This is a genomic window from Streptomyces sp. NPDC053367 (genome assembly GCF_044545925.1).
Taxonomy (GTDB): domain Bacteria; phylum Actinomycetota; class Actinomycetes; order Streptomycetales; family Streptomycetaceae; genus Streptomyces.
Genome location: NZ_JBITYN010000013.1, coordinates 159,588 through 173,280, shown reverse-complemented (window position 1 = coordinate 173,280; position 13,693 = coordinate 159,588). Strand labels below are relative to the sequence as shown.

Annotated in this window: 10 protein-coding genes; 2 read left to right on the top strand and 8 right to left on the bottom strand. The window is 74.2% G+C overall.

Annotated features, from left to right (window positions below; genetic code table 11):
- Nucleotides 1-78 precede the first annotated feature (78 nt).
- Complete coding sequence (locus ACIGXJ_RS32350; RefSeq protein WP_399653312.1) at nt 79-2,643, top strand: CHAT domain-containing protein; 2,565 nt, start codon at nt 79-81, stop codon at nt 2,641-2,643.
- Between the two features lie 12 nt (nt 2,644-2,655).
- Here ACIGXJ_RS32350 and ACIGXJ_RS32345 read toward each other — a convergent pair whose 3' ends face one another.
- The gene (locus tag ACIGXJ_RS32345; RefSeq protein WP_399652985.1) at nt 2,656-4,500 is read right to left on the bottom strand and encodes a LuxR C-terminal-related transcriptional regulator; all 1,845 of its coding nucleotides are present in this window, start codon (nt 4,498-4,500) and stop codon (nt 2,656-2,658) included.
- Between the two features lie 94 nt (nt 4,501-4,594).
- Here ACIGXJ_RS32345 and ACIGXJ_RS32340 point away from each other — a divergent pair, with 94 nt between their 5' ends.
- Nucleotides 4,595-5,677: a M12 family metallopeptidase gene (locus ACIGXJ_RS32340; RefSeq protein ID WP_399652982.1), complete on the top strand. Its 1,083-nt coding sequence runs from the start codon at nt 4,595-4,597 to the stop codon at nt 5,675-5,677.
- A gap of 130 nt (nt 5,678-5,807) precedes the next feature.
- On the opposite strand, the gene ACIGXJ_RS32335 is transcribed toward ACIGXJ_RS32340, so the two are convergent.
- The 7 genes from ACIGXJ_RS32335 to ACIGXJ_RS32305 all read right to left on the bottom strand — a co-directional run bounded on the left by ACIGXJ_RS32335 (nt 5,808) and on the right by ACIGXJ_RS32305 (nt 13,577).
- On the bottom strand, nt 5,808-6,947 hold the full coding sequence (locus tag ACIGXJ_RS32335; RefSeq protein WP_399652979.1) for an MsnO8 family LLM class oxidoreductase: 1,140 nt from the start codon (nt 6,945-6,947) through the stop codon (nt 5,808-5,810).
- Nucleotides 6,940-8,010 (bottom strand): LLM class flavin-dependent oxidoreductase, encoded by a 1,071-nt coding sequence (locus tag ACIGXJ_RS32330; RefSeq protein WP_399652977.1) that lies wholly within the window; start codon nt 8,008-8,010, stop codon nt 6,940-6,942. The genes ACIGXJ_RS32335 and ACIGXJ_RS32330 overlap by 8 nt, the downstream gene beginning before the upstream one ends.
- A complete protein-coding gene (locus ACIGXJ_RS32325) occupies nt 8,007-9,389 on the bottom strand; it encodes an NtaA/DmoA family FMN-dependent monooxygenase (RefSeq protein ID WP_399652975.1) in 1,383 nt (460 codons plus the stop codon). Before ACIGXJ_RS32325 ends, ACIGXJ_RS32330 begins: the two co-directional genes overlap by 4 nt.
- Nucleotides 9,390-9,409: 20 nt before the next feature.
- Nucleotides 9,410-10,594, bottom strand: coding sequence for an LLM class flavin-dependent oxidoreductase (locus tag ACIGXJ_RS32320; protein ID WP_399652972.1), 1,185 nt, complete (start codon nt 10,592-10,594; stop codon nt 9,410-9,412).
- A 107-nt stretch (nt 10,595-10,701) separates the two neighbouring features.
- Nucleotides 10,702-11,715: an ABC transporter substrate-binding protein gene (locus ACIGXJ_RS32315; protein WP_399652970.1), complete on the bottom strand. Its 1,014-nt coding sequence runs from the start codon at nt 11,713-11,715 to the stop codon at nt 10,702-10,704.
- Nucleotides 11,716-11,832: 117 nt separating this feature from the next.
- Nucleotides 11,833-12,597 (bottom strand): amino acid ABC transporter ATP-binding protein, encoded by a 765-nt coding sequence (locus tag ACIGXJ_RS32310; RefSeq protein ID WP_399652967.1) that lies wholly within the window; start codon nt 12,595-12,597, stop codon nt 11,833-11,835.
- Nucleotides 12,594-13,577, bottom strand: coding sequence for an amino acid ABC transporter permease (locus ACIGXJ_RS32305; protein WP_399652963.1), 984 nt, complete (start codon nt 13,575-13,577; stop codon nt 12,594-12,596). Before ACIGXJ_RS32305 ends, ACIGXJ_RS32310 begins: the two co-directional genes overlap by 4 nt.
- Between the last annotated feature and the right edge of the window lie 116 nt (nt 13,578-13,693).

Here is a 13,693-nt window from a genome sequence, read left to right as displayed (position 1 = left end):
CCGGTGTGGTGCGGTTCCGTGGCGACTAGCATCCGTTGCGTGACAGCGGGAAGCGACTCGGTGCTGGAACTGCTGCCGATGGTGTTCGCCGCCCCGAGCGAGGCGCTGGCGCGGGCCCGCGGCGTGCTGGAGTCCGACGCGTCGCCCCTGCACGCCTCCGTGGCCCATCAGGTGATCGGCATCTGGCAGCGGGACTTCGGCGATCTGCGGCTCGCGCTGCACCATCTGCGCCGGGCCCGGGACTGCGCAGCGCGCGCGGACTCGGCCGAGCGGGAGGCCGACGTGCTGGGCACGCTGGGGGTCGCGTTGGTGCACGCGGGGCGCACTCGGCAAGGGCTCGCCGCGTTCGAGCGGGGCGTGCTGCGCGGCAGCGGGCACACGCGGGCGCGGGTGCTGTACCGCAGGGCGTACGCCTGGTGGGTGCTGGGCCAGCACCGGCAGGCGCTGGACGACGTACGGCGGGCGATCCCGGTGCTGCGGCAGGCGGACGACACGATCTGGACGGCGCGGGCGCTGACGCTGCGGGCGACGGTGCATCTGGCGCTGGGCTCGGTGGACCGGGCGGAGGCGGACTTCACGGCGGCGGAGGCGCTGTGGGACACCACCGGGCAGGAGCACGACAAGGCGGACGCGGTGGAGAGCCGGGGGCTGGCTGCGTTCCGTGCCGGGGACATCCCGGCGGCGCTGCGGCTGCTCGACGAGGCCGAGGGCCGGTACGCGGCGCTGGGCACGCCGACGTTCATGCTGAACATCCGCCGCTGCGAGGTGCTGATGGCGGCGGGCCTCGCGCCGGAGGCGCTCGCGGAGGCGGACGCGGCGATCGCGGCGCTGGACGGCATCGGCGGCCAGTCCACCCGCAAGGCGGAGCTGCTGCTCGCCGCGGCCCGCGCGGCACGGCTGGCCGGTGACCCGCACACGGCGATAGCCCGCGCGGCGCTGGCGGTGCGGCTGTTCGCCGGGCAGCGGCGCACCTGGTGGGAGACGCACGCCCGGCTGGTGCTGATCGAGGCGCGGGTGGCGGCCGGGCGGCGGTCGGGCCGGCTGGTGGCGGACGCGGCCGCGGTCGCCGAGCGGCTGGCGTCCTTCGGGGCGCCGGCCGCGCCGGAGGCGTCGCTGCTCGCGGGCCGGATCGCGCTGGCGCTCGGCTGGCGGGCGGACGCGGAGCGGCACTTGGCGGTGGCCGCGCGCAGCAGGCACGCCGGGCCGCCGCTGGCGCGGATCACCGGCTGGGCGGCGCAGGCGCTGCGCGCGCAGGCGGCCGGGTCGGGGCGGGGTGTGCTGGAGGCGTGCCGGCGCGGTCTGGCCGTGCTCGACGACCACCGGATGACGCTGGGCGCCTCGGAGCTCAGGGCCCGCGCGTCCGAACAGGGCGCGGAACTCGCGGCGTTGGCGCAGCGGGCCTCGCTGGCGGCGGGCGGGGCGCGCAGGCTGCTGGAGTGGAGCGAGCGGTGGCGGGCGACCGCCCTGTCGGCGCCGCCGACCCGGCCGCCCGCCGACCCGGCGCTGCAGAGCGGGCTGACCGCCTTCCGGGAGATCGCGGCGCGCGCGGACGCCGCCCGGATGGAGGGCCGTCCGGTTCCGGCGCTGGAGCGTGAACAGCGGCGCCTGGAGCGGGAGATCCGTTCCCGGACCCTGCACATCCGCGGTGACGCGCCCGGCGACGGGCACCGGTTCGACACGGCCCGGCTGCTGGCGGCGCTCGGCGGGAGCAGGCTGCTGGAGCTGGCGGTGGTGGACGGCCGGGTGCATGTGCTGCTGTGCGGCGGGGGGCGGGTGCGCCGCTTCGAGGCGGGGCCGCTGGCGCAGGCCGAGGTGGAGGCCGAGCATGTGCAGGCCGGGCTGCGGCGGCTCGCGCATCCCGGGGCGGAGGGGCGGCTGCCGGTGGTGGAGGCCATGGGGCGGCGCTTGGAGGAGCTGCTGCTGGGTCCGGCGGCCGCGCATCTGGGCGGCGGTCCGGTCGTGGTGGTCCCGCCGGGGCGGCTGCACCGGGTGCCGTGGGCGCTGCTGCCGTCGCTGCGGGACCGGGTGCTCAGCGTGTCGCCGTCGGCGACCAGCTGGCTGCGCGCCCATGAGACCGCGCCGCCGCCGGGTGGCGGGTATGTCCTGGTGCGCGGTCCTGGGCTGGCCACGGGTGGCGCGGAGGTGCCCGAACTGGTGGGCCGCTACGGCGCCCCGACCGTGCTGGAGGACGACGAGGCGCGGGTGCCGCGGGTGCTTCAGGAGCTGGACGGGGCGGCGCTCGCGCACATCGCCGCGCACGGGGCGTTCCGGGTGGACAGTCCGCTGTTCTCCTCGCTGCGGATGGCCGACGGGCCGATCGTCGTCCATGACTTCGAGCGCCTGGACCGCAGCCCGTACCGGATCATCCTGTCCTGCTGCGACACCGCGCGCTTCGCGTCCGTCGGCGCCGACGAACTCCTCGGCCTGGTCACGGCGTTGCTGCCGCTGGGCACCGCGGGCGTGGTCGCGTGCAGCGCGCCCGTCAACGACGAGGCCGTGGTGCCGCTGATGCTGGCCCTGCACAAGGGCCTCGCCGCCGGGCTGTCGCTGGCCGAGGCGCTGCGCGACGCCCGCGCCGCCGTCCCGGACGACGCGGTGCACCAGGCGACGGGCTGGGCGTTCACGGCGTTCGGCGCGGCGTGAACCGGGCGCGGGTCAGGCGGACGGACAGGGCAGGGTCCGGCGGTCGCCGCCGAGGCGGGCGTAGGCGCCGTAGAGGTGGTTGCCGACCGTGCGCACGGACAGGGTGAGGCGTTCGGCGATCTGCCGGTTGCTCAGTCCCGCCGCCGCCAGGGTGACGATCTGCCGCTGCCGCGCGGTGAGTTCGCCGAGCACCAGCCCGGTCAGGGCCGGGGTACGGGCGCCCTGGCAGCGGCGGGCCAGGGCGGCGGCCCGGGTGCGCGAGGTGCGCGCCGCGAGCGGGTCCCGGTGCGCGCGGGCCGCCTGGGCGTGCGCCTCGGCCGCGAACAGCAGGAACCCCCGCTCGCGCAGCGCCTCGGCCACCCGGTCCAGCGCGGCCCCGTCCGCCCGGACCAGCGCCTCGGCGTGCGCCGCTAGCACTCCCCCGGCGGGCAGCCTTCCGAGCGCCCGCTCCGGCGCACCCAGTCGTACGGCGTCGTAGGGCCGGTCCCCGTCGAGCGCGGCGCGCGCGCCGTCGAGGTCGCCTCGTGCCGCGGCGAGCCAGGCGGCCGCGGCGGACGGTGGACGGCCGGTGCCCGGGCCGGCCGGCCACCCGGTGCCGGTGCCGGCCGCCTCGCCCGACTGGGCGGTGCTCAGGGCGAGTTCGAGCAGGCACGCCCCGTCGCCCGGGCTGTGCCGCAGGCCCTGGCGGGACCAGGACGCGGCCTCGCGCAGTTCGCCGCGCAGGCGCGAGAAGCGGGCGCGTACGGCCGCGTAGGACGCGGGCACCGGGGTGCCGGACTCGGTGAGCCAGTCCCCCGCCGGTGTCGGCAGGTCCCGTACGTCGGCCTGCTCGACGCGCCGTTCCAGTGCGGCCGCCTCGGTCCTGAGCGCGAGGCCGGTCTCCTCGGACGTGGCGGAGAGGCGGCGGGCGCGCAGTCGGCCGGCGGCGGCGCGCAGCGCGGGGCCGTGCAGGGGGTGGGCGAGGCGGACGGCGTCCGGGCTGCGCGGGTGGTCGGTGACGACGACGAGGCCGTCGGACTCCAGGCGTTCCAGGACGCTCAGGTCGCAGTCGGCGGCGTCGAGCGGCAGGGGTCCGGCGAAGGCCAGCCGGTCGAGTGTCTCGCGTTCGGCGGGGTCGGCGCGGTCCAGGACGGTCGCGGCGCGCTCGCGGACGGTGGCGGTCAGCGGGAGCGGGCCGTGCCAGGCGTGCTCCCCGGTGTCCGGGTCGGGCACGAGCGGGCCCCGCTCGCGGACGGCGTCCAGCAGGTCGCGCAGCAGCCGCAGGTCGCCGCCGCACAGGCGGTGCAGCCGGCGCGCGGTGAGGGGCTCGACGGGGCCTCCCGCGGCGGCGGTGACGAGCCGGTCGGTGTCCTCGCGGGGCAGCGGTCCCAGCGTCAGCCGGGGCAGCAGCTCGCCGGTCCACAGCCGTCGCACCGCGCCGGGGGCGGCCATGCCGTCGGTGGCGACGACGATCAGGCGGGTGCGGGCGTGCAGGGCGAGCTGGTGGACCAGTGCGGCGGAGGCGTCGTCGAGGAGATGGGCGTCGTCGACGACGAGCAGCCGTACACCGGACAGCAGGCGCAGCGCGCGGTGCAGGGTCACGGTCTCGGGGAGCAGGTGGGCGAACGCGGCGAACGGCGTGTCGCGGGTCCCGGGGGTGCCGGCGACCCGGGTGTGGCCGGCGCCCCGGACGGCCTCCTCGACCAGTGCGGTCTTGCCGTATCCGGCCGGGCCGGTCACCACGATGCCCCGCCGGCTCGCCGCCGACGACCGCCGGACCTGCTCCAGTTCCTCCTCGCGGCCGGTGAACGGCCAGGTGGTGTCCGGGGACTTGGCCGGGGCGGGGTCGGCGGGCGGCACCGTCTGGAGAGTCGTCACGGTATCGGGAGCCGGGGTACTCAGCCCTGATACAGGGCGACTTGAGCAGACCCCGACTCAGGCGCCCGGCGGGGCCGGACGGCAGGCTGCTGCCATGACCGGACGCTACTGCTCGCTCGCGCAGGCGCCGGCCCCCGCCTTCGCCCCGGGGCTGGCCGCCGAACGGCTGAGCGCGCTCATCGGCGGCCGGCCGATGTGGGTCAACGGCACGGTCCTGCACTACCACTTCTTCGACGGCGACGACGCCTCGGTCATCCACCTGCCCGGTTCCACGGAGACCCGGCGGGTGCCGTGGGCCGGCCCGCGGGAGCAGCGGGACGTCGTGCGCGCCGCGTTCCGCGAGTGGCACGACCTCGGGATCGGGCTGTCCTTCGTGGAGGTCCCCGACCGTTCCGAGGCGGAGCTGCGCATCGGGTTCCAGCTCGGCGACGGCTCCTGGTCGTCGGTCGGCAAGGACGCGCTGCGCGTCGGCATCAACGACCGCACGATGAACTTCGGCTGGGACCTGACCGCGCCCGGCGAGCATGCCACGGCCCTGCACCAGATCGGGCACGCCCTGGGCATGCTGCACGAGCACCAGAGCCCGTGCGCCGGCATCCACTGGGACGACGAGGCCGTCTACGACGAGCTGTCGGGTCCGCCGAACTTCTGGAGCCGGGAGACCACGCACGTCAACATCCTGCGCAAGCTGAGCCCCGCCGAGGTCAACCGCGCGGTGTGGGACCCGCAGTCGATCATGGAGTTTCCGTTCCCGCCGGGCCTGATCCTGGAACCGGAGGAGTTCCGCGGCGGACTCCATCCGCCCGGCACGCTGTCGGCGCTGGACAAGGAGTTCGCGCTGCGCTGGTACCCGCCGCCGGCCGCGCCGCGTCCGCCCGCGCTGGTGCCGTTCCGTTCCGCGCCGCTGCGCCTCGGCCCCGGCGAGCAGGCGGACTTCACCGTCGAGCCGGCCGAGACCCGCGAGTACACGGTCGCCGCGTTCGGCGACTGCGACACCGTCGTCGTGCTGTTCGAGGAGCGGGACGGGGAGCCCCGCTATCTCGCCGGCGACGACGACGGCGGCACCCCGCGCAACGCCACGATCAGATCCCGGCTGGTCAAGGGGCGCCGCTACGTCGTACGGGCCCGTCTGTACTCGGGCTGGGGTCCCGGCGAGACCGCCGTCATGTGCTGGTGACGCCGACCGTACGAGCCACAGTCCGGCACCGGGGGGCGGCCGGGGTTCGTCGGCCTTCGGGGGAGGGCGGCGAGCCCCGGGCCGCGAGCGGGAACCCCGCACCACGAGGGAGGTGCGGGGCTTCCGCCCGTCAGGGGCGCCGCGTGTGGCCGCGGCGGGCCCACTCCTTCGCGAGCAGTTCGTAGGAGCGGACGCGGTCGCGGTGGTCGTGGGTGATGGTGGTGACGAGGAGCTCGTCGGCGCCCGTGGCCTGCTGAAGCTGCTCCAGCCGGTCGGCGACCGCGGCCGGTGAGCCGGTGATCTGGGTGTCGATCCGGTCCTGGACCAGGGCGCGGTCCGCGTCGCTCCACACGTACGCCCGGGCCTCCTCCGGGGTGGGGAAGGGGATCGCGCCCTCGGCGGTGCGGATGCTGCGCACCCACAGCCCGTAGCCGGTGGCGAGTTCGCGGGCCCGGTCGTCGTCCTCGGCGACGACGACGTCCGCGGAGACGCTGACGTAGGGCTCGTCGAGTACGGCGGAGGGCTTGAAGTGTTCCCGGTAGGCGTCGACGGCCTCCAGGACGGTGGCCGGGCTGACGTGGTAGTTCGCCGCGAACCGCAGTCCGCGCGCGCCCGCCGTCTCGGCGCTCTGCCCGCCGCTGCTGCCGAGGATCCACACCTCGACGTCGGCGCCCTCACCGGGTACGACGTGCGCCTCGACGCCCTCGGGTGAGCGGTAGGTGCCGGCGAGCAGGGCGAGGAGGTCGTCGATCTGCTCGGCGTAGTCCTGCGGCTCGGCGCCGGGCTGCAGGAGCAGCTTGCGCTGGAGGGCGATCCGCGGGGAGCCGAGGAGGTGCTCGAAGGAGAAGCGGGGCGGGATCAGCAGCCCGTTGGGGGTGTGCCGGGGGCCGTCGTCCCCGGGCGGGGCGGGCGTCGGCCGGCCGCCCGAGCGCCCGAGGCCCAGGTCCAGACGGCCCGGGTGCAGGGCGTCGATCAGGCCGAACTCCTCCACCGTGCTGAGGGCCGTGCGGTGCCCGAGCTGGACGGCGCCCGAGCCGAGCCGGATGGCCGAGGTCGCGGCGGCCGTCAGCGCGAGGAGCACGGCGGGTGAGGTGCCCGCGACCCCGGGGTTGAGGTGGTGCTCGGCGAACCAGTGGCGGGCGTAGCCGAGGCGCTCGGCCTGCCGCGCCAGGTCGATCGAGTTGCGCAGGGCGTCGGCGGCGGTCGCCCCGGACGGGATCGGCACCAGGTCGAGGACGCCGAGGGGGATCTCGGGGGTGTTCTCAGGCATGAGCGGGCTCCTCACCGGCGCCCCAGGCGAAGGACGGGTCCGGTATCTCCTTGCGCAGGACGGGGGCGACCTCGGACTGGAAGAGCGTGAGCGAGTCCCGGTGGGCGCGGTCGTCCAGTCCCCCGGCGTCCGCGGGCAGGTGCAGCACGCTGTGCCCGAACCGCTCGTGGTAGCGGTGCACCTTCTCGACGACCTGCTGCGGGCTGCCGATCAGGGCCGAGCTGCGCTCGACGAAGTCCTCCAGGGTCTCGAAGACGACCGGCAGGCCGTGCTGCCGCTGGAAGGCCAGGTTGCTCTCGAAGACCGGCCGGTAGGTCCGCACGGCCTCCTGCGAGGTCCGTGCCACATACAGCCCGGCCGTGCCGGCGCCGACCGCGAGGGCGGCCGGGTCGTGGCCGTGGTGCGCCCAGCGTTCGCGGTAGTACGCGATCAGCTCGGCGTACGGCCCGATGGGATGGGTGACGTTCGCCGAGAACAGGGGGTCGCCGTAGCGGGCGGCCAGGTCCACGGACTCGCGGCTGGTGGCGCTGCCGTGCCACACCCGCAGCGGCTGCTGGTAGGGGCGCGGCCAGGTCTCGGCGTCCTTCAGGGGCGGGCGGAACCGGGTGTCGGCGGTGACCCTGTCCTCGCGCCACAGCCGCCGGAAGACCTCGTAGCTCTCGGCGTTGCGCTCCCACTGGTCCTCGGGCGTGACCTGGAAGAGGTCGCGCTGCGCGGAGCCGTTGCCCTTGCCGATGATCAGTTCGAGGCGGCCTTCGGAGAGGTGGTCGAGGGTGGCGTAGTCCTCGAAGGCGCGTACCGGGTCGAGCAGGCTGAGCGTGGTCACCGCGGTGAACAGGCGGATGCGTCCGGTGAGCGCGGCGATGTGGCTGAGCACGACCGGTGGCGAGGAGGACAGGAAGGGCCGCTCGTGCCGCTCCCCCACGCCGAAGCCGTCGAAGCCGAGTTCCTCCGCGAGCAGGGCGTTGTCCAGGACCTCGCGGAAGCGGTCCTGCGTGGACTTCAGGACGCCGGTGACCGGGTCGGGCCGGTGGACGACGAGGGTGATGGCGAGGAACCTCACGACGCCGCCCGCGCGTGGGAGACCTCGTCGGGGTGGGCGAGGCCCAGGTGGTCGCGCAGGGTCGTGCCCTCGTAGTCGGCGCGGAAGACGCCCTGTTCCTGGAGCAGCGGGACGACCTTGTCGGCGAACTCGTCGAGGCCGCCCGGGGTGATGTGCGGGACGAGGATGAACCCGTCGCTGGCGTCGGCCTGGACGTAGTCGTTGATGGTCCTCGCGACCGTCGCGGGGGTGCCGACGAAGTTCTGCCGGTTGCCGGTCTCGATGACCAGGTCGCGGATCGACCACTTGTTGGCCTCGGCGAGCTCCCGCCACTCCCGTGCGGTCGCGACGGGGTCGCGGTACATCCGCACCTGGGCGCGGCCGCGCGCGATGTGGTGCTCGCCGGGATCGGGGTCGATGTCGGGCAGCGGCCCTTCGGGGTCGTACGCGGACAGGTCGCGGTTCCAGACGAACTCCAGGTGCCTGATCGCGGTGGCCCCGCTGACCTGCTGCCGGCGTACTTCGCGGGCGAGCTCCTCGGCCTCCGCGTCGGTGTCGCCGAGGACGAAGCTCGCCGCGGGCAGGATGAGCAACTGGTGCGGGTGGCGGCCGTACTTGGCGAGGCGGGACTTCACGTCCGTGTAGAAGGCGCGTCCCGCGTCGAACTGGGCGTAGCGGCTGAAGATGGCGTCCGCACCGGCGGCGGCGAACTCGCGGCCCTCCTCGGAGTCGCCGGCCTGGAAGATCACCGGCCGGCCCTGAGGGGAGCGCGGGACGTTGAAGCGGCCGTGGATGTCGAAGTGCTTGCCGGTGTGGCGGAAGGCGCCGGCCCCGGCGTTGCTGAGGAAGGTGCCGGTGGCCTGGTCGGCGAGGATCTCGTCGCCGTGCCAGGAGTCGAAGAGTTCGTTCGCGGTGGCGAGGAACTCCTTGGCGCGGGAGTAGCGCTCCTCCTGCGGCAGGAAGCCGCCGCGGCGGAAGTTCTCGCCGGTGAAGGCGTCCCAGGAGGTGACGACGTTCCAGGCGGAGCGGCCGTCGGAGAGGTGGTCGAGGCTGGCGAACTGGCGGGCGACCTCATAGGGCTCGTTGAAGGTGGAGTTGATGGTGCCGGTCAGGCCGATCCGGTCGGTGACGGCGGCGAGCGCGGCCAGCACGGTGAACGTGTCGGGGCGGCCCACCACGTCCAAGTCGTAGATCTTGCCGCCCTGTTCACGCAGGCGCAGGCCCTCGGCGAGGAACAGGAAGTCGAACTTGGCGCGTTCGGCGGTGCGCGCGAAGTGGGCGAAGGAGGAGAACTCGATGTGGCTGCCGGCGCGTGGGTCGCTCCAGACGGTGGTGTTGTTGACGCCGGGGAAGTGGGCGGCGAGGTGGATCTGCTTCTGCGGCTTGCTCGGCTTGCTCATGGGTGTGGTCTCCCTCCGGCTCAGGCTGCGGCGTAGCGGTTGGCGGGGCGCGGCAGGCCCAGCAGCCCGCGCAGGGTGCTCGCCTCGTAGGCGGAGCGGAAGGCGCCCCGGCGTTGCAGCTCGGGCACCAGCGACCGGGTGATCGCGGGCAGGTCGTGCCCGGCGACGGCCGGCCGCAGCCGGAACCCGCTCAGCCCCTCAGCCTGGAACTCCTGGAGCAGGTCAGCCAGTTGGGCGGCTGTCCCGGTGAAGACGCGGGCGTCGCCGCCGTACGGGATGCCGGCGAGTGTGTCGAGCCGTTCACGGCGGGCGACGGCCTCGGCCTCGCTGCCGTCGAGGAACACGACCAGGTCGCCGAAGACGTGCAGCGGCTCGTCCGCCCGTCCGGCCGCCTCCTGCTCGGCGCGGATCTCGGCGACGATCGCGCGGGCCTGGGCGGTGTCGTGCGGGGTGACGTAGCCGACGTCGGCGGCGCGGGCCACCAGCCGGTAGGGCGCGCTCTGGTGGGCGAGGGCGCTGACGACGGGCTGGCCCTGCGGCGGACGCGGGGTTATCGAGGGGCCCTTGACGCTGAAGTGGCGGCCCTCGAAGTCGATGTAGTGCAGCTTGTCGCGGTCGATGAAGCGGCCGGTGGCCACGTCCCGGATCTCGGCGTCGTCCTCCCAGCTGTCCCACAGCCGACGGACGACCTCGATGTAGTCGGCGGCCTCGGCGAAGAGTTCGGGCACCGACGGGTCGTCGTAGTTCTCGATGCGGCTGAGGGTACGGCGGCCGAAGTGGGCGGCCTCGTTGGGGCGGGCGCTGATCTGCACCCGCAGGCCGGCGCGGCCGGTGCTGACGTAGTCGAGGGTGGCGATGGCCTTGGAGATGTGGAACGGCTCGGTGTGTGTGGCGACGACCGTCGGCACCAGGCCGATGTGCGAGGTGAGCGGGGCCACGCGGGACGCGATCAGGACGGCGTCGAGGCGGCCGCGGACCTGGTCGGTGCGCTCGTCCGGGTCGAGGAAGTGGGAGGACTGGGGGCCGAGGCCGTCCTCGATGGTGACGAAGTCGAGCAGGCCGTGCTCGGCCTCGATGACGAGGCCGGCCCAGTAGCCCGCCGTGAACAGCTCGCGGGGCCGGGCGACCGGCTCGCGCCAGGAGGCCGGGTGCCAGCCGGTGCCGTCCAGGGCGACGGCGAGGTGCAGGGGTGACGAGGGTGACATCAGAGGGTGCCTTCCGTTGCGGGCCTCGGAGTTGCCTCAGGGGTGCCGAGTTGCCTCAGGGGTGCCGACGCCTCAGGGGTTGCCCGAGGCGTCGGCGAGGGGCTTCCTCAGGAGTTGGTGAGCGGCAGGCCGGGCGGGTTGACCTCGGACTTGGCCACCGCCTCGCCCGAGAGGTTCCAGGCGGCGAGCCACTTGGCGTAGGCGCCGCTTTCGATGAGGTGGTTGATGGCGGCGGCGAGGGGCTCGGCCAGGCCGCTGTCCTTCTTGGCGGTCGCGGCGATCAGGCCCTGGAGGGTCTCTCCCGCGCCGGAGAACTGGCCGGCGATCCGTGTCGCCTGTGGCGTGCCGGCGGTCTGCGTCGCGTGGTAGGCGAGGTTCGGGTTGGGGCCGAAGTACGCGTCGATCCTGCCGCTGTTCAGGGCCAGGTAGAGGCTGTTGGTCTCCTGGAAGTACTTGACGGTGAGAGGCTTGCCCTCCTTGGCGAGCTTGGCCTTCCACTCCAGGAGGATCTTCTCCTGGTTGGTGCCGTTGCCGACGGAGACGGTCTTGCCGGCGAGGTCGCGGTAGTCGCCGTCGAAGGTCCAGGTGTCGTCCTTCTTCACCTCGAAGGCCAGGTCGTCCTTGCGGTAGGAGGCGAACTCGTACTTGCGCTTGCGCTCCTCGGTGTCGGTGACGTTGGAGAACGCCACGTCGACCTTTCCGCTGTCGAGGCCGATGAAGAGGTTCTCCCAGGTGGAGCGGCGCACTTCGGGTTCGAGGCCGAGGACGGCGGCCACCAGGCGGCCGAGGTCGACCTCGGAGCCGGTGAGGGTCTTCTGGTCCTCGCCGACGAAGCCGAGCGGCGGGCTGCCGGAGGGCAGCGTGCCCGAGCCGATGACCAGCGTGCCGCGCTTTCTGATCTCCTCGGGGAGGCGGGCGCTGATGGACTTCACCTCGGCGACCTTCAGGGTGGTCTCCTCGGCGGCGCCGTTGGAGAGCCGTCCGACGGTCACGGTGCCGGCCTTGTCGGTCGTCGTGGTGGCGGCGTCGCTCTCGCCCCCGCAGGCGGTGAGGCCGGTGGCGAGGGTGGCGGCGGCGGTCGCCGCGGTCAGGCCGCGGAGGAGGGTGCGTCGCGAGAACATGGGTGTTCCTTTTCTGGGGTGTTCGTCGGGTGGGCTGTTCGTCGGGTGGGCTGTTCGTCGGAAAGGGGGTCCGTCTGGTGCGGTGTTCGTCGGGTGGGGTGGCCGTCGGGTGGGGTGTCAGAGGACCTTGGCGAGGAAGTCGCGGGTCCGTTCGTGCCGCGGACGGTCGAGGACCTGGTCGGGCGGGCCCTGTTCGACGATCCGGCCGCCGTCGATGAAGACGATCCGGTCGGCGACCTCGCGGGCGAAGCCGATCTCGTGGGTGACGATGACGAGGGTGGTGCCGCTGGTCGCGAGGTCCTTGATGACGGCGAGGACTTCACCGACCAGCTCGGGGTCGAGCGCCGAGGTCGGCTCGTCGAACAGGATGATCCCGGGCCGCAGCGCGAGCGCCCGGGCGATGGCGACCCGCTGCTGCTGTCCACCGGACAGCTGGCGGGGGTAGGCGGCGGCGCGGTCGGCGAGGCCGACCCGGCCGAGGAGTTCACGGGCGAGCTGCTCGGCGGCGGGCCGGGAGAGCCGTCCGGTGGCGACGGGCGCGGCGGCCACGTTGTCGAGGACGGTCAGATGCGGGAAGAGGTTGAAGTTCTGGAAGACGAACCCGATCCGGCTGCGCTGGGCCAGGATGGCCCGCTCCCCCAGCTCCTTGAGCCGGCCGCGGTGCCGTCGTACGCCGATCAGTTCGCCGCCGACGCTGACATGGCCGATCTCGGGCTTCTCCAGGTGGTTGATGACCCGCAGCAGCGTCGACTTGCCCGACCCGGAGGGGCCGAGGATCACGGTGACCTCGCCGGGCCGGACGGTGAGGTCGACGCCGTCCAGGACGCGCTGGGCGCCGTACCACTTGTGCACGTCGTGCACTTCGAGGGCGGTGGCGGTCATACGGCGGTCTCCCTGCGGGCGCGGTCGCGCAGGCCGCCGAGGCCGGCGCGAAGTCTTTGCAGCGGGGTCGGCGGCAGGGTGCGGGTGGCGCCGCGGGCGAAGTACCGCTCGACGTAGTACTGGACGACGGACACGGCGCTGGTCAGCAGCAGGTACCAGACGGTGGCGACCAGCAGCAGCGGCACGATGTCGCCGGGGTAGGTGCTGCCCATGGTCTGCACCGAGCCGAACAGGTCCAGCAGCGACACGTAGAACACCAGCGAGGTCGCCTTGATCAGGCCGATGAGCTGGTTGACGTAGTTGGGGACGATCGAGCGCAGCGCCTGCGGCAGGACGATCCTGCGGAACTGGTGGCCCTTGGGCAGGCCCAGCGCGGCGGCCGCCTCGTGCTGGCCCTGGTCGACGGAGAGGATGCCGCCGCGGACGACCTCGGAGGCGTAGGCCGCCTCGTTGAGGCTGAGCCCGACGACCGCGACGGCCAGGTCGGTGGCCAGGCGCGACTCGTCGAAGGTGAAGAACGCCGGGCCGAAGGGCACGCCCAGGCTGAGCGTCTGGTACAGGGCGCTGAAGTTGTACAGGAAGAGCAGCACGACGATCAGCGGGATCGACCGGAACAGCCAGGTGTAGGTCCAGCTGGCCGCCCGCAGCACGGGGCTGCCGGACAGCCGGGCCAGGGCCAGCAGGACGCCGCCGAGCAGGCCCAGCGCGGCGCTGAGCGCGGCGACTTCGAGGGTGACGAGGAGGCCGTCGAGGATGACGGGGCGCAGGAACCAGTACTGGAACCGGTCCCACTGGTAGAAGGGGTTGGTCGCCAGGCCGTGGACGAACTGGGCGAGCAGGACGAGGACGACGGCGGTGGCGATCCAGCGGCCCGGGCGGCGCAGCGGCAGCACCCGCTGTGCGGCGAGGGGACGCGGGGGTGCGGGGGCGGCGGGCGTGGCCCGGGCGAGGGACACGGCGGCGCCTGGGGGTTCACTCATGGCGGGCTCCAGCGGAGTCGGACACCCCGGACACCGCGGCGTGACACCGCGGCGGACCCCGCGGGGAGGGCGGGGCGACGGTGGTACGCCGGGACGGCGGTACGGCGTGGTGGCGC

Bases quoted from the DNA above. Each gene is read 5' to 3' on its own strand.
- ACIGXJ_RS32350 (WP_399653312.1), top strand. From the start codon at position 79: ATGGTGTTCGCCGCCCCGAGCGAGGCGCTGGCGCGGGCCCGCGGCGTG.
- ACIGXJ_RS32340 (WP_399652982.1), top strand. From the start codon at position 4,595: ATGACCGGACGCTACTGCTCGCTCGCGCAGGCGCCGGCCCCCGCCTTC.
- ACIGXJ_RS32335 (WP_399652979.1), bottom strand. From the start codon at position 6,947: ATGCCTGAGAACACCCCCGAGATCCCCCTCGGCGTCCTCGACCTGGTG.
- ACIGXJ_RS32325 (WP_399652975.1), bottom strand. From the start codon at position 9,389: ATGAGCAAGCCGAGCAAGCCGCAGAAGCAGATCCACCTCGCCGCCCAC.
- ACIGXJ_RS32320 (WP_399652972.1), bottom strand. From the start codon at position 10,594: ATGTCACCCTCGTCACCCCTGCACCTCGCCGTCGCCCTGGACGGCACC.
- ACIGXJ_RS32315 (WP_399652970.1), bottom strand. From the start codon at position 11,715: ATGTTCTCGCGACGCACCCTCCTCCGCGGCCTGACCGCGGCGACCGCC.
- ACIGXJ_RS32310 (WP_399652967.1), bottom strand. From the start codon at position 12,597: ATGACCGCCACCGCCCTCGAAGTGCACGACGTGCACAAGTGGTACGGC.
- ACIGXJ_RS32305 (WP_399652963.1), bottom strand. From the start codon at position 13,577: ATGAGTGAACCCCCAGGCGCCGCCGTGTCCCTCGCCCGGGCCACGCCC.